General features: G+C 60.4%; 16 protein-coding genes. 9 read left to right on the top strand and 7 right to left on the bottom strand.

Annotated features, from left to right (window positions below; translation table 11 throughout):
- Positions 1 to 97 precede the first annotated feature (97 nt).
- The gene (gene prpD / locus M5B98_RS24670) at positions 98 to 1,582 is read left to right on the top strand and encodes a 2-methylcitrate dehydratase (RefSeq protein WP_248744266.1); all 1,485 of its coding nucleotides are present in this window, start codon (positions 98 to 100) and stop codon (positions 1,580 to 1,582) included.
- Between the two features lie 20 nt (positions 1,583 to 1,602).
- On the opposite strand, the gene M5B98_RS24665 is transcribed toward prpD, so the two are convergent.
- The 3 genes from M5B98_RS24665 to M5B98_RS24655 form a co-directional block, all read right to left on the bottom strand.
- A complete protein-coding gene (locus tag M5B98_RS24665; RefSeq protein WP_085711897.1) occupies positions 1,603 to 2,925 on the bottom strand; it encodes an AAA-associated domain-containing protein in 1,323 nt (440 codons plus the stop codon).
- A gap of 14 nt (positions 2,926 to 2,939) precedes the next feature.
- On the bottom strand, positions 2,940 to 4,685 hold the full coding sequence (locus M5B98_RS24660; protein ID WP_119428409.1) for an ABC transporter permease: 1,746 nt from the start codon (positions 4,683 to 4,685) through the stop codon (positions 2,940 to 2,942).
- 296 nt (positions 4,686 to 4,981) lie between these two features.
- Positions 4,982 to 5,800: a pyruvate, water dikinase regulatory protein gene (locus tag M5B98_RS24655; RefSeq protein WP_085711899.1), complete on the bottom strand. Its 819-nt coding sequence runs from the start codon at positions 5,798 to 5,800 to the stop codon at positions 4,982 to 4,984.
- Between the two features lie 174 nt (positions 5,801 to 5,974).
- Between M5B98_RS24655 and ppsA the strand changes: the two genes are divergently transcribed.
- The 8 genes from ppsA to M5B98_RS24615 all read left to right on the top strand — a co-directional run bounded on the left by ppsA (position 5,975) and on the right by M5B98_RS24615 (position 14,150).
- On the top strand, positions 5,975 to 8,347 hold the full coding sequence (gene ppsA / locus M5B98_RS24650; RefSeq protein WP_085711900.1) for a phosphoenolpyruvate synthase: 2,373 nt from the start codon (positions 5,975 to 5,977) through the stop codon (positions 8,345 to 8,347).
- Positions 8,348 to 8,445: 98 nt separating this feature from the next.
- Positions 8,446 to 9,435 carry an alpha/beta fold hydrolase gene (locus tag M5B98_RS24645; protein ID WP_248744265.1) on the top strand — a complete coding sequence of 330 codons (990 nt, stop codon included), beginning with the start codon at positions 8,446 to 8,448 and terminating at the stop codon, positions 9,433 to 9,435.
- Between the two features lie 226 nt (positions 9,436 to 9,661).
- Positions 9,662 to 10,153, top strand: coding sequence for a ribonuclease E activity regulator RraA (gene rraA / locus M5B98_RS24640; RefSeq protein WP_085711902.1), 492 nt, complete (start codon positions 9,662 to 9,664; stop codon positions 10,151 to 10,153).
- Between the two features lie 24 nt (positions 10,154 to 10,177).
- On the top strand, positions 10,178 to 11,173 hold the full coding sequence (locus M5B98_RS24635) for a zinc transporter ZntB (protein ID WP_085711903.1): 996 nt from the start codon (positions 10,178 to 10,180) through the stop codon (positions 11,171 to 11,173).
- A gap of 63 nt (positions 11,174 to 11,236) precedes the next feature.
- On the top strand, positions 11,237 to 11,485 hold the full coding sequence (locus tag M5B98_RS24630; RefSeq protein WP_248744264.1) for a CrfX protein: 249 nt from the start codon (positions 11,237 to 11,239) through the stop codon (positions 11,483 to 11,485).
- A 2-nt stretch (positions 11,486 to 11,487) separates the two neighbouring features.
- Positions 11,488 to 12,312 carry a mechanosensitive ion channel family protein gene (locus M5B98_RS24625; protein WP_065259736.1) on the top strand — a complete coding sequence of 275 codons (825 nt, stop codon included), beginning with the start codon at positions 11,488 to 11,490 and terminating at the stop codon, positions 12,310 to 12,312.
- A gap of 90 nt (positions 12,313 to 12,402) precedes the next feature.
- Positions 12,403 to 12,993 (top strand): RNA polymerase sigma factor SigX, encoded by a 591-nt coding sequence (sigX, locus tag M5B98_RS24620; RefSeq protein WP_011333251.1) that lies wholly within the window; start codon positions 12,403 to 12,405, stop codon positions 12,991 to 12,993.
- Positions 12,994 to 13,100: 107 nt separating this feature from the next.
- The gene (locus tag M5B98_RS24615) at positions 13,101 to 14,150 is read left to right on the top strand and encodes an OmpA family protein (protein ID WP_085711904.1); all 1,050 of its coding nucleotides are present in this window, start codon (positions 13,101 to 13,103) and stop codon (positions 14,148 to 14,150) included.
- A gap of 76 nt (positions 14,151 to 14,226) precedes the next feature.
- Here the strand turns inward: M5B98_RS24615 and cobA are convergent, their stop codons facing one another.
- Genes cobA through nirB form a run of 4 tightly spaced genes read right to left on the bottom strand, consistent with a single transcriptional unit; the run spans position 14,227 to position 20,474 of the window.
- Positions 14,227 to 14,979, bottom strand: coding sequence for a uroporphyrinogen-III C-methyltransferase (gene cobA, locus M5B98_RS24610; RefSeq protein ID WP_248744263.1), 753 nt, complete (start codon positions 14,977 to 14,979; stop codon positions 14,227 to 14,229).
- Between the two features lie 13 nt (positions 14,980 to 14,992).
- A complete protein-coding gene (locus M5B98_RS24605; RefSeq protein WP_248744262.1) occupies positions 14,993 to 17,707 on the bottom strand; it encodes a nitrate reductase in 2,715 nt (904 codons plus the stop codon).
- The gene (gene nirD / locus M5B98_RS24600; RefSeq protein ID WP_007951992.1) at positions 17,707 to 18,024 is read right to left on the bottom strand and encodes a nitrite reductase small subunit NirD; all 318 of its coding nucleotides are present in this window, start codon (positions 18,022 to 18,024) and stop codon (positions 17,707 to 17,709) included. Before nirD ends, M5B98_RS24605 begins: the two co-directional genes overlap by 1 nt.
- The gene (nirB, locus tag M5B98_RS24595) at positions 18,021 to 20,474 is read right to left on the bottom strand and encodes a nitrite reductase large subunit NirB (RefSeq protein WP_085732400.1); all 2,454 of its coding nucleotides are present in this window, start codon (positions 20,472 to 20,474) and stop codon (positions 18,021 to 18,023) included. Before nirB ends, nirD begins: the two co-directional genes overlap by 4 nt.
- Between the last annotated feature and the right edge of the window lie 258 nt (positions 20,475 to 20,732).

Here is a 20,732-nt window from a genome sequence, read left to right as displayed (position 1 = left end):
CCTGATCGCTCTCAGCGCTTTATGCAGTTCAATAACAAGAAAAATTAGCCCTGAACCGAGGTCCCATCAACGAACCACTTCCAAGAGTGAATCGAACATGAGCGCCAACGTCGACCTGAACAACCGCCCCGACTACGACCATGTCCTGCAAGACATCGCCGATTACGTCCTCACTTACAAAATCGAATCCACCGAAGCCCTCGACACCGCCCGCAACTGCCTGATGGACACTTTGGGCTGCGGCCTGCTGGCCCTGCGTTTCCCCGAATGCACCAAACACCTCGGGCCCATCGTCGAAGGCACCGTCGTGCCGTTCGGTGCCCGGGTGCCGGGCACCTCCTTTCGACTCGACCCGGTAAAAGCCGCGTGGGACATCGGCTGCATCGTGCGTTGGCTCGATTACAACGACACCTGGCTCGCCGCCGAATGGGGGCATCCGTCGGACAACCTCGGCGGGATTCTCGCGGTGGCCGATCACCTTTCGCAAAAGCGTCTGGCCAATGGCGAGGCGCCGCTGACGGTGCGCGATGTGCTTGAAGCGATGATCATGGCCCACGAGATTCAGGGTGTGATTGCACTGGAAAACTCCTTCAACCGTGTAGGCCTCGACCATGTGATTCTGGTGAAAGTGGCCTCGACCGCCGTTGTCGCCAGGCTGATGGGTGCCAATCGCGAGCAACTGCTGTCGGCGTTGTCCCATGCGTTTGCCGATGGTCAGGCGCTGCGCACGTATCGCCATGCGCCGAACGCCGGTTCGCGCAAATCCTGGGCAGCAGGGGATGCGTCGAGTCGCGGGGTGCGTCTGGCGGATATCGCGATGCGCGGCGAAATGGGCATTCCCGGTGTGCTGACGGCAAAACAGTGGGGTTTCTACGACGTGCTGTTCAGCCACACCAACAACGATCTGGCGCTCAAGGCAGAAGACAAACGCACCTTCAGCTTCTCGCGTCCGTTCGGCAGTTATGTGATGGAAAGCGTGCTGTTCAAGATCAGCTTCCCCGCCGAATTCCATGCGCAAACCGCCTGCGAAGCCGCCGTGACCCTGCACCCGCAGGTGCGCAATCGTCTGCATGAGATCGACCGGATCGTCATCACCACCCACGAATCGGCGATCCGTATCATTTCCAAGGTCGGCCCGTTGGCCAACGCCGCCGACCGCGATCACTGCATCCAGTACATGACCGCCGTGCCGCTGGCGTTCGGCAATCTGGTGGCCGAGCAGTACGAAGATGATTTCCACGCGGCCCATCCGATCATTGATGTGCTGCGCGAGAAAATGGTCATCGTCGAGGATCCGCGCTTCACCCGCGAATACCTCGAAGCCGACAAGCGCTCGATTGCCAATGCGGTGCAGGTGTTTTTCAAGGACGGTTCCAGCACCGAAAACGTGGTGGTGGAATACCCGATCGGCCACCGCCGGCGCCGGGCCGAGGGCATTCCGTTGCTGGAGGACAAGTTCAGGGCGAACCTGGCCACGCGTTTCACCGGCCAGCGCAGCGCCGAGATCCTTGCGCTGTGCAAGGATCAGGCTCGGCTTGCGGCGACGCCGGTGAACCGTTTTGTCGATCTGTTCGTGATCTGAAACACCGGGATTGTCGAGGGCTACAGGCTGCCCTCGACATCCTCCAGGCTGAACGTTTCGGTGTGGTCGTCGTAGGAGAAAATCTCCGCATAACGACCCCAGGCAATCACGATTTCCAGGTTTTTCTCGACGAAGGCTTCGGTCAGCGAGTCTTCCAGTTCCTGCTCGAAACGCACCCGTGGCGCCCGGTGGCCATTGCGTTCCAGCAACACCTGGCGGATCCGCGCGGCCAGCGGTATGTAGCGGATCAGATGTTCGGCAAACAGAGTCTTGCGTTCCTGGGTGCCATAGTCGGCGAACAGTTTGCCGGCGTCGGTCAGGGTGATGTCCGCGCCCTTGAGTTCGGCGAAGCCCAGGTATTCGAGCATCTCGGCCACCGGGAACAGGTCGTCCACTTCCAGCAAACGCCGCTCGGCCACGGTGGGCAGGCCGGCGTGGCCGTTGTAGGGCTCGGCCGCCAGGGTTTCGATCAGGCCCGCCATCAGGTTAGTGGACACTTCCTGCAGCGGGCTGCTGATTTTCAGTTCGGGTTTGCCGGTGCTGGCGTCGGCGCTGCGGCGGTCGGTCATCTGCGCGTAAATGTCATCGACCATCTGCCGGAACGCCGGGTCCAGACGATTGCGTGGGTGGGCGAAGGGCACCTTGATTTCCGCCACCAGCCGTCCGGGGTTGGACGACAGGACCATAATGCGGTCGCACATCAGCACCGCTTCTTCGATGTTGTGGGTCACGATCAGGATCGATTTGATCGGCAGTTGCTTGCCGCTCCACAGGTCCAGCAGATCGTTTCTCAGGGTTTCGGCGGTCAACACGTCCAGCGCCGAGAAAGGTTCGTCCATCAACAGCAGCGTCGGGTTGACCACCAGCCCGCGAGCGAACCCCACGCGCTGGCGCATGCCGCCGGACAGCTCGCGAGGGTAGGCGTTTTCGAAACCGTCCAGGCCGATCAGGTCGATGGCCGCCAGCGCACGCTTGCGCGCTTCCTTGCGCTCGACCTGCAAGGCTTGCAGGCCGGCCTCGACGTTTTCCAGCACCGTCAGCCACGGGAACAGGGCAAAGGTCTGGAACACCATGGCCACGCCTTCGGCCGGGCCGTCCAGCGGTTTGCCGTTGTACAGGACTTCCCCGGATGAGGGCTCGATCAGGCCGGCGATGATCCGCAGCAGGGTGGACTTGCCCGAGCCGGAGCGGCCAAGCATGCCGACGATTTCGCCTTCGTGCAGGGCCAGGTTGACCCCGCTGAGCACTTGCAGCTCGTCCTTGCCCTTGCCGAACACCCGGTTCACGTCGGTGAGCGAGTAGATTTCGGGTGTGGCGCCAGTGTGTTCGGTATAGGTATTCATCACATCGAATCCCGTCAGTTCAGGCGAAGTTTGTTTTCGGCCATGGCGTACATCGGCCGCCAGACCAGGCGATTGAAGGCCACGACGAAGAACGCCATGACCACCACGCCGAGGGTGATTTTCGGGAAGTCACCAGCGGCTGTGGTTTGCGCGATATAGGCACCGAGGCCATGGGCGACCACCTTGTCCTGTCCCCAGGAAACGAATTCGGAGACGATGCTGGCGTTCCACGCGCCGCCCGAAGCGGTGATGGCGCCGGTCACGTAGTACGGGAAGATCCCCGGCAGCATCACCTTGCGCCACCACAGCCAGCCGCGAATACGGAAGTTGGCGGCGGCTTCCTTGAAGTCATTGGGGAAGGCGCTGGCCCCGGCGATCACGTTGAACAGGATGTACCACTGCGTCCCGAGCACGATCAGCGGGCTCAGCCAGATGTCCGGGTTCAACTGGTAGCGCAGGATTACGATGACGAATACCGGGAACAACAGGTTCGCCGGAAATGCCGCGAGAAACTGCGCCAGCGGCTGGATCTTTTCCGCCAGGGCCGGACGCAGACCGATCATCACGCCCAGCGGCACCCAGATCAGCGAGGCGATAAAGATCAGCCCGGCGACCCGCAACAGGGTGTACAGCCCTAGCAGCAATACATGCCCGACTTCGGCGAACGTCACTTCCGTGCCGACATACAGCACGATGTGATAGAGCGCATAAGCGGTCAGCAGTGCGATAAACGAGCCCCAGATCCAGTCGATGGCCTTGGTGGTGGCAGGGCTTTCCGAGGTCATGACCTTGCGCGCCGTGCGCGGCAGGTTCAGGCGCATGTTGCCGAGGCGGCTGATGGCGCGGCTGATCGGACGCAGAATGCGCTGGATCATCCGGGTGCGCTGGATCAGATTAAGTACCCAGGACTCCGGCGCAGCGGTCTGCGAGGCGGTGTTTTCCATGCGGAACTTGTCGGCCCAGGCCACCAGCGGGCGGAACAGAAACTGGTCATAGATCAGGATGACCACAATCATCGTCAGGATGACGTAGCCCACCGCGTGCATGTCTTTTTGCGCGATGGCCAATGCCAGGAACGAGCCGATCCCCGGCAGGGTGATGGTCTGGTCACCCACGGTGATCGCTTCCGAGGCCACCACGAAGAACCAGCCGCCGGACATGCTCATCATCATGTTCCAGACCAGTCCGGGCATCGCGAAGGGCACGTCGAGCTTCCAGAATTTCTGCCAGCCGGACAGTTGCAGGTTGGTCGACACCTCCACCAGATCCCCCGGCAGCATGCGCAGCGACTGATAGAAGCTGAACGTCATGTTCCACGCCTGGCTGGTGAAAATGGCAAAAATCGCGGCGAATTCCGCGCCCAGAACCCGGCCGGGAAACAGCAACAGAAAAAAGGTCACGGTGAAGGAGATGTAACCCAGCACCGGCACCGATTGCAGGATGTCCAGCACCGGCACCAAGAGTTTTTCGGCCCGGCGGCTTTTCGCGGCCAGCGTGCCGTAGAGCAGCGTGAACACCAGTGCCGCGACCATCGCCGCAAGCATGCGCAAAGTGGTGCGCATGGCGTATTCCGGCAGGTTGGCCGGGTCGAGTGAGACCACCTCACTTTGCAGCGTGCCGATCGGGGCCCAGGTTTCCCGGGCGCCGATCGAGAAAAACAGCAGGAAGCCGATCACCAGCGGCATGGCGATCAAGTCCCAGCGATTGGGCAGCAGGCGTCGGGTCGAGGCCGGTATGTAGTGACGGAACACTTTATTCATAAGCAGTGATTCCTGCAGTGCTCTGAATGGAGTCGCGGCAGTCTGAGCGTAGCTTCAGACTGCACGGCGCACCCGGGAATGAACGGACGCTCACTCCTTGACTTCAATGGGGAGGCTGGATGCTGCGGGCCCGCTGAATTCAACGGGCCGAGAGGGTTGGCGCATCCGGTTTGTGGCCGGATACGCAACTTGCGCGGATTGTATATTTCGGAATGTTACAGAGGCGTAAAAAACACGGCCCGGGGCCGGGCTTGTGAGACTTCATTCAGCCTGCGGACAGGTTGGGTGCGTCGGGGTTACTTGAACCGCCGTTCCACGCCTTTTTCCACGAGGATCTTCGCCGAAATCTCTTCCACGGAAAAATGCGTGGAGTTGATGTGCGGGATGTTTTCGCGGCGGAACAGGTTTTCCACTTCACGCACTTCGAATTCGCACTGGGCGTAGCTCGAATAGCGGCTGTTCGGCTTGCGTTCGTTGCGGATCGCGGTGAGGCGGTCCGGATCGATGGTCAGGCCGAACAGCTTGTGCTGGTGGGCGCGCAGGGCGGCTGGCAATTGCAGGCGTTCCATGTCGTCTTCGGTCAGCGGGTAGTTGGCCGCGCGGATGCCGAACTGCATCGCCATGTACAGACACGTCGGCGTCTTACCACAACGCGACACCCCCACTAGTATCAGGTCGGCCTTGTCGTAATAGTGGGTGCGCGCGCCGTCGTCGTTGTCGAGGGCGAAGTTCACCGCCTCGATCCGCTCCATGTAGTTGGAGTTGTGGCCGATCGAGTGGGATTTGCCGACGGTGTAGGAAGAATGCTCGGTCAGTTCCTGTTCGAGCGGGGCGAGGAACGTCGAGAAAATGTCGATCATGAAACCATTGGAGGTTGCGAGAATCTCACGGATGTCCTGATTGACGATGGTGTCGAAGATGATCGGCCGGAAACCATCGGTTTCAGCGGCTTTGTTGATTTGTTGTACCATGGCCCGCGCTTTGTCCGCGTTGTCGATGTAGGGCCGCGTGAGTTTGGTGAAGGTAATGTTTTCGAACTGCGCCAGAAGGCTTTGACCCAGGGTTTCGGCAGTAATGCCGGTGCCATCGGAGATAAAGAAAGCAGATCGTTTCATTTGCACCTTGGGCCTTAAGCTAATGAGTATTTCTGGATATGATAGGCGCGATTTGTCGGCCGCCGATGGCCCGCATTCTCACTTATTTTCCAGGTCCAGGCCATACAACCGGCCGATGCTCCCCCGAGCCGCCGGTTTCTGAGCTTTTCCAACACAGTTAGTGGAGAGATCACCTTGGTAGAGTACGTAGTTTCCCTCGATAAGCTCGGCAAACACGATGTTGAGCATGTGGGGGGCAAGAACGCATCCCTGGGCGAGATGATCAGCAACCTGGCCGGTGCCGGTGTGTCGGTCCCCGGCGGTTTCGCCACCACCGCGCAGGCCTATCGCGACTTTCTCGAGCTGAGCGGCCTCAACGACCAGATCCACAAGGCTCTCGACGCCCTGGACGTCGATGACGTCAATGCGCTGGCCAAGACCGGCGCCCAGATCCGCCAATGGATCATGGAAGCCGAATTCCCTGAAAAACTGAACACCGAGATCCGCACCGCGTTCGCCGCGTTGTCCGCCGGCAATCCCGATGTGGCCGTGGCCGTGCGTTCCTCCGCCACTGCCGAAGACCTGCCGGACGCTTCGTTCGCCGGTCAGCAGGAAACCTTCCTGAACATCCGCGGCGTGGAAAACGTCATCCGCGCCGCCAAGGAAGTGTTCGCTTCCCTGTTCAACGACCGTGCCATCTCCTACCGCGTGCACCAGGGCTTCGACCACAAACTGGTCGCCCTGTCGGCTGGCGTGCAGCGCATGGTGCGTTCGGAAACCGGCACCGCCGGCGTGATGTTCACCCTCGACACCGAATCCGGCTTCCGTGACGTGGTGTTCATCACCGGCGCCTACGGCCTGGGTGAAACTGTCGTACAGGGCGCGGTGAACCCGGACGAATTCTATGTCCACAAGGGCACGCTGGAGGCCGGTCGTCCGGCGATCCTGCGTCGCAACCTGGGCAGCAAGGCCATCAAGATGATCTACGGCGACGAGGCCAAGGCCGGTCGTTCCGTGAAGACCGTCGATGTCGACAAGGCCGACCGCGCACGTTTCTGCCTGACCGACGCCGAAGTCAGCGAACTGGCCAAGCAGGCGATGATCATCGAGAAGCACTACGGCTGCCCGATGGACATCGAATGGGCCAAGGACGGTGACGACGGCAAGCTGTACATCGTGCAGGCCCGTCCGGAAACCGTGAAGAGCCGCACCCAGGCCAACGTCATGGAACGTTACCTGCTGAAGGAAACCGGCACCGTGCTGGTGGAAGGTCGTGCCATCGGTCAGCGCATCGGCGCGGGCAAGGTGCGGATCATCCGCGACGTGTCGGAAATGGACAAAGTGCAGCCGGGCGACGTGCTGGTCTCCGACATGACCGACCCGGACTGGGAACCGGTCATGAAACGCGCCAGCGCCATCGTCACCAACCGTGGCGGCCGTACCTGCCACGCGGCGATCATCGCCCGTGAGCTGGGCATTCCTGCAGTCGTCGGCTGCGGCAACGCCACCCAACTGCTGAAGGATGGCCAGGGCGTGACCGTGTCCTGCGCCGAAGGCGACACCGGTTACATCTTCGAAGGCGAACTGGGCTTCGACATCAAGAAGAACTCCGTGGACGCCATGCCGGAGCTGCCGTTCAAGATCATGATGAACGTCGGTAACCCGGACCGCGCCTTCGACTTCGCGCAGCTGCCGAACGCCGGTGTGGGCCTGGCCCGTCTGGAATTCATCATCAACCGCATGATCGGCGTGCACCCGAAAGCGCTGTTGAACTACGACGGCCTGCCGCAGGACATCAAGGAAAGCGTCGACAAGCGCATCGCCGGTTACGACGATCCGGTCGGCTTCTACGTCGAGAAACTGGTCGAAGGCATCAGCACTCTGGCCGCTGCGTTCGCACCGAAGAAGGTCATCGTGCGTCTGTCGGACTTCAAGTCCAACGAATACGCCAACCTGATCGGCGGCAAGCTGTACGAGCCGGAAGAAGAAAACCCGATGCTGGGCTTCCGTGGCGCTTCGCGTTACATCAGCGAATCGTTCCGTGACTGCTTCGAACTCGAGTGCCGCGCACTGAAACGCGTGCGCAACGAGATGGGCCTGACCAACGTCGAAATCATGGTGCCGTTCGTCCGTACCCTGGGCGAAGCCAGCCAGGTGGTCGATCTGCTGGCCGAAAACGGCCTGAAGCGCGGCGATAACGGCCTGCGCGTGATCATGATGTGCGAACTGCCGTCCAACGCGATCCTGGCTGAAGAATTCCTCGAATTCTTCGACGGTTTCTCGATCGGTTCCAACGATCTGACCCAACTGACATTGGGCCTGGACCGTGACTCCGGGATCATCGCGCACCTGTTCGACGAGCGTAATCCGGCGGTCAAGAAGCTGTTGGCCAACGCGATTGCCGCGTGCAACAAGGCCGGCAAGTACATCGGTATCTGCGGTCAGGGTCCTTCGGACCACCCGGACCTGGCCAAGTGGCTGATGGAACAGGGCATCGAAAGCGTTTCCCTGAACCCGGACACCGTGCTGGAAACCTGGTTCTTCCTGGCCGAAGGTCAGGCGGAATAAGCCGTGAATGAAGCCTCGGCCTGCTGAACCGGGCCGGGGCTTTAAGATTGAAACAGGGCGAGCTCTCCGGATGCCGCCCTTTTTTGTGCAAGAGCATTATGCAAAGCAGCAGCAACCTTTTTCCTGTCGCTCTGATCAGCGCCGAACGCCGCGGTGATCTGAGCGAAGACATCTACCGTTTGAAACCGGGCAACAGCCCCGACTGGTCCGTGGAAATCGCGGTAACCCGTCTCGGCATGGCCGATGAGCCGGCGACACGCGGTGTGCCGGTGATCCTGCTGCATGGCAGCTTCTCCAACCGACGCTTCTGGTTTTCCCCGAAAGGCCTGGGATTGGGCGCCTATCTGACCCGACTGGGTTTCGATGTGTGGATCCCGGAAATGCGTGGCCACGGCATGTCCCAGCGTAACGAGGACTATCGCCGCAACCGCGTCGCCGACTACGCCCGTTACGATCTGCCGGCCATCGCCGCGTTCGTGCGTGAACAGAGCGGGCAGATTCCGCACTGGATCGGTCATTCGCTGGGCGGCATTACGCTTGCGGCAGCGCTGGGCGGCGAATACCTCGGTGAGCCGGCCGTGGCGTCGGCAGCGTTTTTCGGCACGCAGGTCAGTCGCACTTACTGGCCGCTGAAGATTCCACCGGTGGAGTGGAGCGGGCGCTTCATTCTCAAGCGTTTTGCCCAGTTGTCCGGCTCGCGGCTCAAGCGTGGCCCGGAAGACGAACCGATCGGTCTGGCGCTGGAAAGCATGCGCTGGTACGGCCTGTTCGGGCGCTTCGGTGACAAGGACAAGGATTGGTGGGCAGGGCTTGCCGACGTCCAGGTGCCGGTGTTGGCGGTGACGGCGGCTGGGGATCATCAGGACCCGGCCTGGGCCTGTCGCAAGTTGTTCGAGCAGATTGGCTCCGAGCACAAGCAATTCATCAATCTGGGGCGCGAGCAGGGCTTCAGCGAAAATTTCGGCCATGTCGAAATGCTGGTGAGCAAGGCTGCCCAGGCTGAAGTCTGGCCGCTGGTGGCGCGCTGGCTGGCGGATCAGCACACGCCATTGGTCGGCGAAAAGGAGGATCTGGCGGCGGCAGGATGAGCGGAGGGCTCTGAAAAGGGCATTTCGTTCGAGTCGGCTTGCGGCTAAGATATGACGCATTGGACGGTTCCGGTCACATTTGGTGACTGTTTCGCTATTACGTTTCAGCTTGTGTTCAGGTTCGCTCAGCGACCATTGCATGAACTAAGGTAAACAGCGACCGCCGGATCTCGTTTCAAAAGAGTGCGACATCCTTGATCGTCTTCCTTGTTACAGGAGTTATTCGATGAACCATTACCTTACGCCTGACCTGTGCGACGCCTATCCGGAGCTGGTGCAGGTGCTGGAACCGATGTTCAGCAATTTCGGCGGCCGTGATTCCTTCGGCGGCGAAATCGTGACCATCAAATGCTTCGAAGACAACTCGCTGGTCAAGGAACAGGTCGAACTCAAGGGCAACGGCAAGGTGCTGGTGGTCGATGGCGGCGGTTCCCTGCGGCGAGCGCTGCTGGGCGACATGCTGGCCGACAAGGCCTCGAAGAACGGTTGGGAGGGGTTGGTGATCTACGGTTGCATCCGTGACGTGGATGTCATCGCCCAGACCGATCTCGGCGTGCAGGCACTGGCCAGCCACCCGATGAAGACTGACAAGCGCGGTATCGGCGATCTCAACGTGCCGGTGACCTTTGCAGGTGTCACCTTTCATCCGGGCCAATACATTTATGCGGACAACAACGGCGTGATCATCTCGCCGAGCCCGCTGAAAATGCCTGAATAAAACGCGGCAACTACCGGGGTGAGGATGTTCGAGGAAGAAAACGCGCAATGGGGGCTGGTGCATGCCCTGGTGCTGGACGGTAAAGGCGGTGCGCGTTCGATAGCCCGGACTGAACTCGACGATCTGCAGCTGCAGGCCCATGAAAGCCTGTGGCTGCACTGGGATCGCAGTCATCCGCAGACCCAGACCTGGCTGCGCAAGTCCAGTGGACTCAACGAATTCACCTGCGATCTGCTGCTGGAAGAGAACACGCGCCCGCGGCTGCTGCCGTTGCCCGATTCCGAATTGCTGCTGTTTTTGCGCGGGGTCAACCTCAATCCAGGTGCCGAGCCGGAAGACATGGTCTCGGTGCGGATTTTCGCGTCGGCCCAGCGTGTGATTTCCCTGCGTCTGCGCCCCTTGCGCGCCACCGATGAACTGCTGGCGATGCTGGGGGAGGGCAAGGGCCCGAAAACCTCGTCCGAACTCATTCTCTATCTCGCCCAATACCTCACCAACAAGGTGCAGGATCTGGTCACTTGCCTCTCGGAAGTGGTCGATGACGAGGAAGAAAAGCTGGATGCCGACGAACGGTATACCCCCGAGCACGGAGCCGTTTTGCACATCCGTCGCCGGGCGGCCGGACTGAAGCGTTTTCTCGCACCGCAGCGGGATATTTTCGGACAGCTGACGCGGATCAAACTGCCGTGGTTCGTCGATGACGACGCGGACTACTGGAACGAATTGAACAACAGCCTGACCCGCTATCTCGAAGAGCTCGAATTGACCCGAGAGCGCGTGGGGCTTGTGCTGGACACCGAAGACCGGCGTTTGAGCGTGCGCATGAATCGCACCATGTACCGCTTCGGGATCATCACCGGGATCTTTCTGCCGATGAGTTTTCTCACCGGCCTGCTGGGGATCAACGTTGGCGGAATTCCGCTTTCCGGAAACCCTTACGGCTTCCTGGTGGCGTGCCTGCTGATGGTTCTGGTGGCCCTTGGACAATGGTGGTTGTTCCGCCGTTTGCGCTGGGTATGACGATGCGCCATGTGACCCGACCAAATCTGCCCGCGTCTTTCACAGACATCACGAGAGGTGCGTATGCACGATCCGTTTGAACAGTCTTTGCGCGACATGCTCAACGCCTCGCCGTCCGGTCGCGACGACGATGCCTGCCTGGGTCGCGTACTCAAAACCGCCAACCGCCAGGTCGGCGCCGGTGATCTGTTCAGCCTGCTGGGCCGCTGGCTGCCCGCGCTGATGATCGCCCTGAACAACGGCTCGGCTCATGTCGCGCCGGTTTCCCGTCTCCGTAAAACTAACGCTCGCACTGCTGATAAGGCTGATTGAATATGGAACTTGATCTCTGGACTCAGAGCCTCGTCACGGCAATGACTGCGTTGTGGACCAAAGTCGCTAATTTCATCCCGAACCTGTTCGGCGCACTGGTGGTGCTGCTGTTGGGCTTCGTCGTGGCCAAGCTGCTGGACACCTTGCTGTCCAAGTTGCTCGCCAAACTCGGCCTCGACCGCCTGATGGGCGGCACCGGCCTGACCAAATTGATGTCCCGTGCGGGACTGCAAGTGCCGATCTCAACCCTGATCGGAAAAATCGTCTACTGGTTCGTTCTGCTGATTTTCCTGGTTTCTGCGGCAGAATCTCTTGGGCTTGAGCGAGTTTCAGCTACGCTGGATATGTTGGCGCTATATGTGCCGAAAGTTTTCGGCGCCGCGCTGGTGTTGCTGGTGGGTGTATTGCTGGCGCAACTGGCCAACGGTCTGGTGCGCGGTGCGGCAGAAGGCGTCGGACTGGACTACGCTTCAGGACTTGGGCGTATTGCTCAGGGCCTGGTGATCATCATCAGTATCTCGGTCGCGATCAGTCAGCTCGAGGTCAAGACCGACCTGCTGAACCATGTGATCGTCATTGTATTGATTACCGTTGGTCTGGCGGTTGCGCTGGCCATGGGTTTGGGAAGCCGGGAAATTGCCGGTCAGATTCTTGCGGGAATCTATGTGCGTGAGTTGTATCAGGTTGGGCAACAAGTGCGTGTTGGCGAGGTCGAAGGCCAGATCGAGGAGATCGGCACGGTTAAGACCACATTGCTGACCGATGAGGGTGAGCTAGTCTCTCTCTCCAATCGGATCCTGCTGGAACAGCATGTGAGTAGCCGCTAATCCGGCAAACCCTGCTAATGTATGCCGCCGCAAAATGCCAGCTGATGCTGGCAGCGGTGGACATTGACCTGACTGTCGGCACGACTTGTTTTGAATAAAGCCCAAACGCTATCCACGCGCTACGACCCCCGCGAGCTCTCTGACGAGGAGTTGGTCGCGCGCTCGCATACCGAGCTGTTTCACGTGACGCGCGCCTATGAAGAACTGATGCGGCGTTACCAGCGAACACTATTTAACGTTTGTGCGCGGTATCTTGGGAACGATCGCGACGCAGACGATGTCTGTCAGGAAGTGATGCTGAAGGTGCTGTACGGCCTGAAGAACTTCGAGGGGAAATCGAAGTTCAAGACATGGCTATATAGCATCACTTACAACGAATGCATCACGCAGTATCGGAAGGAACGGCGAAAGCGTCGCTTGATGGACGCACTGAGTCTTGACCCCCTCGAGGAAGCGTCCGAAGAAAAGGCGCCGAAACCCGAGGAGAAGGGCGGACTTGATCGCTGGCTGGTGTATGTGAACCCGATTGACCGTGAAATTCTGGTGCTACGTTTTGTCGCAGAGCTGGAATTTCAGGAGATCGCAGACATCATGCACATGGGTTTGAGTGCTACAAAAATGCGGTACAAACGTGCTCTAGATAAATTGCGTGAGAAATTTGCAGGCATTGCTGAAACTTAGTTCGGCGCAAATATCTCTTACGTGTAGGCAAGTTCTGATAGACTTGCCGCCGAGTTGTCCCCCGGTTTGCGGGACTGCTTCACAATCACCAGATGGGGATTTAACGGATGAAACTGAAAAACACCTTGGGCTTGGCCATTGGTTCTTTGATTGCCGCTACTTCGTTCGGCGCACTGGCACAAGGCCAAGGCGCAGTTGAAGGCGAACTGTTCTACAAGAAGCAGTACAACGACAGCGTTAACCATGTCGAAGACGGCTTCAACCCAGGCGCCTCTATCGGTTACTTCTTGACCGACGACGTGTCGTTGAACTTCACCTACGACAAGAACAACCACACCCGTTCGAACGACGGCACTGGCAGCCAGAAGCTGGATGGCGACAACTTCGGCCTGATCGCTCAGTACCACTTCAACAACGCTGGTGACGCTCTGCGTCCTTACGTTGCTGGCGGTGTGAAGCACGGCAGCCTGACCAACGTAGCCGCTGACGGCCACACCGGTCGCGACCAGTCGACCTACCTGAACGCTGGCGCTGGCGTTAAGTACTACTTCGCTGAAAACTTCTACGCCCGTGCTGGTGTAGACGCTGACTACAAACTGGACAACGGTCGCTGGAACTACGCTCCAGTAATCGGTCTGGGCGTGAACTTCGGTGGCGGCAACAAGCCTGCTGCTGCTCCAGTTCCAGCACCAGCTGAAGTCTGCTCCGACAGCGACAACGATGGCGTTTGCGACAACGTTGACAAGTGCCCGAACACCCCGGCCAACGTAACTGTTGACGCTGATGGCTGCCCGGCAGTTGCTGAAGTTGTTCGTGTAGAGCTGGACGTGAAGTTCGACTTCGACAAGTCGGTCGTCAAGCCAAACAGCTACGCTGACATCAAGAACCTGGCTGACTTCATGAAGCAGTACCCATCGACTCACACCACTGTTGAAGGTCACACTGACTCCGTCGGTCCTGACGCTTACAACCAGAAACTGTCCGAGCGTCGTGCAAACGCCGTTAAGCAAGTTCTGGTTAACCAGTACGGTGTTGAATCGTCCCGCGTTCAGTCGATTGGCTACGGCGAAACCCGTCCAGTTGCTGACAACAAAACCGAAGCTGGCCGCGCCGTTAACCGTCGCGTAGAAGCTCAGGTTGAAGCTCAAGCTAAGTAATTAGCTCGTTGCTTTGAGAAAAGCCCGGCTTATGCCGGGCTTTTCTTTGTCTGCGATTTGGTGAAAGCCGTAAGGATCAGGCTGACTGATTGGCTGACCTGGCGAGCAAACCGGGTCGGGCCGCAGAGGCTGCCACCGCACCAATCACCAGAATGGCCGGGCTCTTGAGCTGGAACCTGCTGGCAGCTTCCTCCATCCCCGTCAGATCGCTCCGGCATTCCCGCTGCTGCGGCAGGGATGCGTTCTCGATCATCGCCACCGGCGTCTCCATCGCCATCCCGCCTGCCAGCAATTGCTCACGAATCTCGCTGAGTTTGGCTACTCCCATGTAGATCACCAGCGTCGTGCCGCTTTGTGCCAGGGCCTGCCAGTTCAATTGGCTGTCGTCCTGCGTGTGCGCGGTGACCAGCGTCACACCCCGCGCCACGCCGCGCAAAGTCAGCGGAACATCACACTGCGTTGCCCCGGCCAGCCCGGCAGTGATGCCATTGACCAGTTCCACTTCAACTCCGCGCTCACGCAACCACTGCGCTTCCTCGCCGCCACGGCCGAAGATGCAGGGATCGCCACCCTTGAGGCGAACCACGCATTTGCCCTGGCGCGCATAACGCAGCATCAGCCGATGAATGAATGCCTGAGGCGTCGAGCGGCAGCCGCCGCGCTTGCCGACCGGAATGATCCGCGCGCCAGGGCAGTGCTCCAGCACTGCGTCATTGACCAGATCGTCGATCAGCACCACATCCGCTTCGTGCAGGGCACGCACGGCTTTGAGCGTCAGCAATTCAGGGTCGCCAGGACCTGCGCCCACCAGCCAGACTTTTGCGTTCATGGTGTTTTCCTCTTCAGATAACGGCGACCGGCCGTGCTTCGGCGGCCAGCAAACGCTTGATTTCCGGGACGCAGGAACCGCATTGCGTGCCGCAGCCCAGTGTGTTTTTCAAACCCTGCAAATCCAGACCTTCACGAATCCCGGCGCAGACCGCGCTCTGGCTGACGTTCCTGCAATTGCACAAGGTCTTGTCGGCAACGCTTTGCACGCCGGCATTGCCTGGCGGCGCGCTCATCGGCGCCAGCAGCCAGCGCCGCAGTTGTTCATCTGCGCGGCCCTCCAGCCACAGGCCTTGCAGCCAATGCTGGGCGAGGGTCTCGCCGGCGAGGCGGATTGCCGTGATTCGCCCGCTCTCGATGCGTACCCGTTTGCCGATGGCCCGGCGCGGATCGTCATAGGCCAGCACCGGGCCCTCGATCAGAGCCAGGCACTGGTCGATTTCGCGCAGCAATTGCGGATCGGGCGCAGCGACGCTGGCAGCGCGTATCAGCAACGCCGGACGCTCGCGACCGACAAGGCTGAGGCTGACGTAGGAAAACGCCTCACACAGCGGTCGAAGCGCCTCGAAGTGCCGTTGAACATCGCCCTCGATCAGTGCGAAAAGCTGCCAGGGCAGATTCACCGGCTCCAGGCGTACACCGCTGTGTTTGAGTTCCGGTTGTTTCGACAAGGGATCGAATGCGGGCAGGGTCAGGCAATTCACGCCGCCCTTGAGAAAGCGGTCACCCCAGTGCATCGGCAGAAAGGCCTGGCCCGGACGTACACTGTCATCGCTGGCGACCGCCACGATCATCGCTCCCCGGCGACTCTTCAAATTCACCAGATTCCCCGGTTGCAAACGGTGCCGGCGCAATTCGTCCGGGTGCAGGCTCAACACGGCTTCGCTGACATGACCAAACAGCTGCGCCGCCGTGCCGGTGCGGCTCATACCGTGCCATTGATCACGCAGGCGACCGGTGATCAGGGTCAGTGGAAAGCGTGCGTCCCGTTGCTCCTTGGCGGCGCGATAGGGATCGGTAACGAACTGCGCGCGCCCGTTGGCCGTAGGAAAGATTCCGTCGCCATACAACCGGGCAGTGCCTTTGCGGGCGCCAGCGGGGAAGGGCCATTGCTGTGGCCCAAGCTCATCAATCAATCCATGGCTGATCCCGGACAAATCCAGATCCCGCCCCCGGGTCAGTTGTTTGTACTCGTCAAACAACTGACCCGGTTGCTCGAACGCAAACAGACCCGGCTGTTGCGGGCGCAGACGTTTCTCCAGTCGTTGTGCGAAATCCACCGTGATCGCCCAGTCCGGTCGCGCTTCACCCGGAGCGACAATGGCTTTGCGGACGTGGGAAATGCGCCGCTCGGAGTTGGTCACCGAGCCTTCCTTCTCGCCCCAGCTGGCCGCCGGCAACAGCAGGTCGGCAAACGCTGCGGTTTCGGTGGTGCGAAACGCTTCCTGCAACACCACGAAGGGGCAGGCGTCCAGCGCTGCGCGTACGGCGTTCTGGTCCGGCATCGATTGCGCCGGGTTGGTGCAGGCAATCCACAACGCCTTGATCTTGCCGTTGCGCACCTGTTCAAACAGTTCGATGGCGCTTAGACCAGTGTTTTCCGGCAGCGAATCCACACCCCAATACGCCGCCACTTCTGCGCGGTGCTCCGGGTTGGCAGTCTCACGATGACCGGGCAACAGGTTGGAGAGGCTGCCGGTTTCCCGCCCGCCCATGGCATTTGGCTGACCGGTCAGGGAGAAAGGTCCTGCACCGGGCCGGCCGATTTGCCCGGTGGCCAGATGCAGGTTGATCAGGGCGCTGTTCTTCGCGCTGCCGGCGGTGGACTGATTCAGGCCCATGCACCACAGCGACAGGAAACTCGGCGCGGTGCCGACCCATTCGGCGCATTGCTGCAACTGCTCGACAGTAATCCCGCACAGCTGCGAAACCATCGCCGGCGTGTAATCACGCACCAGGCTCTTCAGCTCGGCAAGTCCTTCGGTGTGCGCCTTGATGAAATCGCGGTCGATCCAGTCTTCCCACAACAACAGATGCAAAATCCCATGAAACAAAGCGACATCGGTGCCCGGCAGAATCGCCAGATGCAGGTCGGCCAAATCACAGGTGTCGGTGCGCCGTGGGTCGATGACGATGACTTTCATCTGCGGACGGCGGGATTTGGCCTCTTCGAGCCGACGAAACAGTACCGGGTGGGCGTAGGCCATGTTACTGCCGACGATCATCACGCAGTCGCTCAGTTCCAGGTCCTCGTAGCTGCACGGTGGTGCGTCGGCGCCGAGGCTGCGTTTGTAGCCGACCACCGCTGAAGACATGCACAGCCGCGAATTACTGTCGATGTTGTTGGTGCCGACCAGCGCCCGCGCCAGCTTGTTGAAGGCGTAGTAGTCCTCGGTCAGCAACTGCCCGGAGATGTAGAACGCCACGCTGTCGGGGCCGTGTTCGGCGATGGTGTCGGCGAACACATTGGCGGCGTGTTCCAGCGCGGTGTCCCAGTCGCAGCGGCTGCGCGCAAGGCCTTTGCCCAGGCGCAATTCCGGATACAACGCCCGCGCCGCCAGATCACCGGTCAGGTGCAGGGTCGAGCCTTTGCTGCACAGTTTGCCGAAGTTGGCCGGATGCGCCGGATCGCCGCTGACGCCGAGGATGCGCTCGCCGTCATGCTCGATCAGCACGCCGCAGCCGACCCCGCAATAACAGCAGGTCGAGGCGGTCATCTGGCGGTTCATCAGACGGCGTCCCGCAGGGCCAGTTGTACGCGGCCGTTTTCGACCCGGGCCGGGTGATGGTGCGCACAACCGACGTCCGGCGCCTGGGCTTCGCCGGATTGCAGGTCGATCTGCCAGTTGTGCAGCGGGCAGGCCACGCGCTTGCCGTAGATCAGGCCCTGGGACAGTGGGCCGCCTTTGTGCGGGCAGCGGTCATCGAGTGCGAAAACTTCGTCGTCGCTTGTACGAAAGATCGCGATGTCACCTTTGGGCCCGGCGATGATCCGCGAACCGAGGGCATTGATCTCTTCCAGGGCACAGATATCGAGCCAGTTCATGCCGGCACCTCCAGGTTTTTCACGGGAATCACGTCGAACTCTTTTTTCAGTTGCGGCTGGGCGAGGCGCTCTTTCCACGGGTCCTGTTCGAACGACAGGGAAAATTGCAGGCGTTCGTTCAGGGCCTTGCGGCGCTCGGGATCTTCCAGCACGGCTTTCTTGATGTGCTCCATACCGACCCGTTGCAGATAGTGCACGGTGCGTTCGAGGTAGAAGGCTTCTTCGCGGTACAGTTGCAGGAACGCGCCGTTGTATTCGCGCACTTCCTCGGCGGTCTTGAGCTTGACGAAGAACTCGGCGACTTCGGTCTTGATCCCGCCGTTGCCACCGATGTACATCTCCCAACCGGAATCGACCCCGATGATTCCTACGTCCTTGATCCCCGCTTCCGAGCAGTTGCGCGGACATCCTGAGACCGCCAGCTTCACTTTGTGCGGCGACCACATGTTGAACAGGTCGTGTTCGAGGTCGATGCCCAACTGGGTCGAATTCTGCGTGCCGAAGCGGCAGAACTCGCTGCCGACGCAGGTTTTCACGGTGCGGATCGACTTGCCGTAGGCGTGGCCGGACGGCATGTCGAGATCTTTCCACACGCCGGGCAGGTCCTGCTTCTTGATCCCCAGCAAGTCGATGCGCTGGCCGCCGGTGACCTTGACCATCGGCACCTGGTATTTGTCCGCCACGTCGGCGATTCGCCGCAGTTCCGACGGGTTGGTCACACCGCCCCACATCCGAGGCACCACCGAGTAGGTGCCGTCCTTCTGGATGTTGGCGTGGGCCCGCTCGTTGATCAGGCGCGACTGTGGATCGTCCTTGGCTTCGCCGGGCCAGGTGGAAATCAGGTAGTAGTTGAGGGCCGGGCGGCAGGTGGCGCAGCCGTTCGGGGTGCGCCAGTTGAGGTAGCTCATGGTGCCGGCGATGGTCAACAGGTGCTGCTCGCGAATGGCCTGGCGGATCTGGCCATGATTGAGGTCGCTGCAACCGCAGATGGCTTTTTCGCTTTTCGGTTTGACGTCCGCCGCACCGCCGACGGTGTTGATCAGGATCTGCTCGACCAGACCGGCGCAGGAGCCGCAGGAGCTGGCCGCCTTGGTGTGTTTCTTCACTTCATCAACGCTGAACAGGCCGTGTTCCTGAATCGCCTTGACGATGGTGCCCTTGCACACGCCGTTGCAGCCGCAGACTTCGGCGTTGTCGGCCATGCTCATGGCTTTGTCCTGGCCCTGATGTCCTACATCCCCCAGTGCGTTTTCTCCGAACATGAGGTGATCACGGATCTCGCCGATGGCGTGATTCTCACGAATCTGCCGGAAATACCAACCGCCATCTGCCGTATCGCCGTACAGACAGGCGCCGACCAGCACGTCATCCTTGATCACCAGTTTTTTGTACACCCCGCCGATCGGGTCCGAGAGGGTGATGGTCTCGGTGCCTTCGCCGCCCATGAAGTCGCCGGCGGAAAACAGGTCGATGCCGGTGACTTTCAATTTGGTCGACGTCACCGAACCCTGATAGCGGGCAAAACCCAGTTGCGCCAGGTGGTTGGCGCAGACTTTGGCCTGTTCGAACAGTGGCGCCACCAGACCGTAGGCGATTCCACGATGGCTGGCGCATTCGCCGATGGCATAGATGCGCGGGTCGTAGGTCTGCAGGGTGTCGTTGACCAGAATCCCGCGATTGCACGGGATGCCGGCCTTTTCCGCGAGTTCGGTGTTGGGGCGAATGCCGGCGGCCATGACGACGAGATCGGCAGGGATGATGTCGCCGTTCTTGAACTGCACCGAGCCGACCCGGCCGTTGCCGGCGTCGTGCAGGGCCTGGGTCTGTTCGCACAGACGAAAGTGCAGGCCACGGGATTCGAGGGCGGTTTGCAGGAGCTGGCCGCTGGTCTTGTCCAGTTGCCGTTCCAGTAGCCATTCACCGAGGTGCACCACTGTGACGTGCATGCCGCGCAGCATCAGGCCGTTGGCCGCTTCGAGGCCGAGCAGTCCGCCGCCGATCACCACGGCGTGCTTGTGGGTCTTGGCGGTGTCGATCATGGCCTGGGTGTCGGCGATGTCGCGGTAACCGATCACACCCTGCAAGGTATTGCCGGGGATCGGCAGGATGAACGGGGTCGAGCCGGTGGCGATCAGCAGGCGGTCGTATTCGGCCTCGGTGCCGTCCTCGGCGATCACCCGTCGCTTGACCCGGTCGATCTCCACCACTTTGCGGTTGAGCAGCAGTTTGATGTTGTTTTGCAGGTACCAGTCGAGGTCGTTGAGCACGATCTCTTCGAAGGTCTGCTCGCCGGCCAGCACTGGCGACAACAGGATGCGGTTGTAGTTGGTGTGCGGTTCGGCGCCGAAGACCGTGATGTCGTACAGCTCGTTGCTCAGCTTGAGCAGTTCTTCCAGGGTACGGACCCCGGCCATGCCATTGCCGATCATCACCAGTTTGAGTTTTTTCATCAGGTTCTCCGGGGAGCTTCGGGCTTGCCTCTTGTGGGCAGTCAGGCCTTGCTCGACAAAAATGGCGCAAACAAAAAAGGCGTCCCGCCAGTTACCTGGCGAGGACGCCTTTGTCCTTGTCCCGTTCTCTCGGGAAGCCTGGCCTTCGTCGTTGAAGGTCGGGCTTTATGTCAGTTGAAAACGATAATGCAGTGGTTGTGCCAAGTCGCGCTGAGCCTTGAGTTCATTGAGATTGCGCCGAGATTGGCCGGAGAGTCA

Origin of the sequence: Pseudomonas sp. MWU12-3088, from assembly GCF_023242405.1 — a bacterium.
In the GTDB taxonomy this organism is placed as follows: domain Bacteria; phylum Pseudomonadota; class Gammaproteobacteria; order Pseudomonadales; family Pseudomonadaceae; genus Aquipseudomonas; species Aquipseudomonas kribbensis.
The sequence above is the reverse complement of the archived record's forward strand: the minus strand, read 5'-3'. Positions and strand labels throughout refer to the sequence as shown.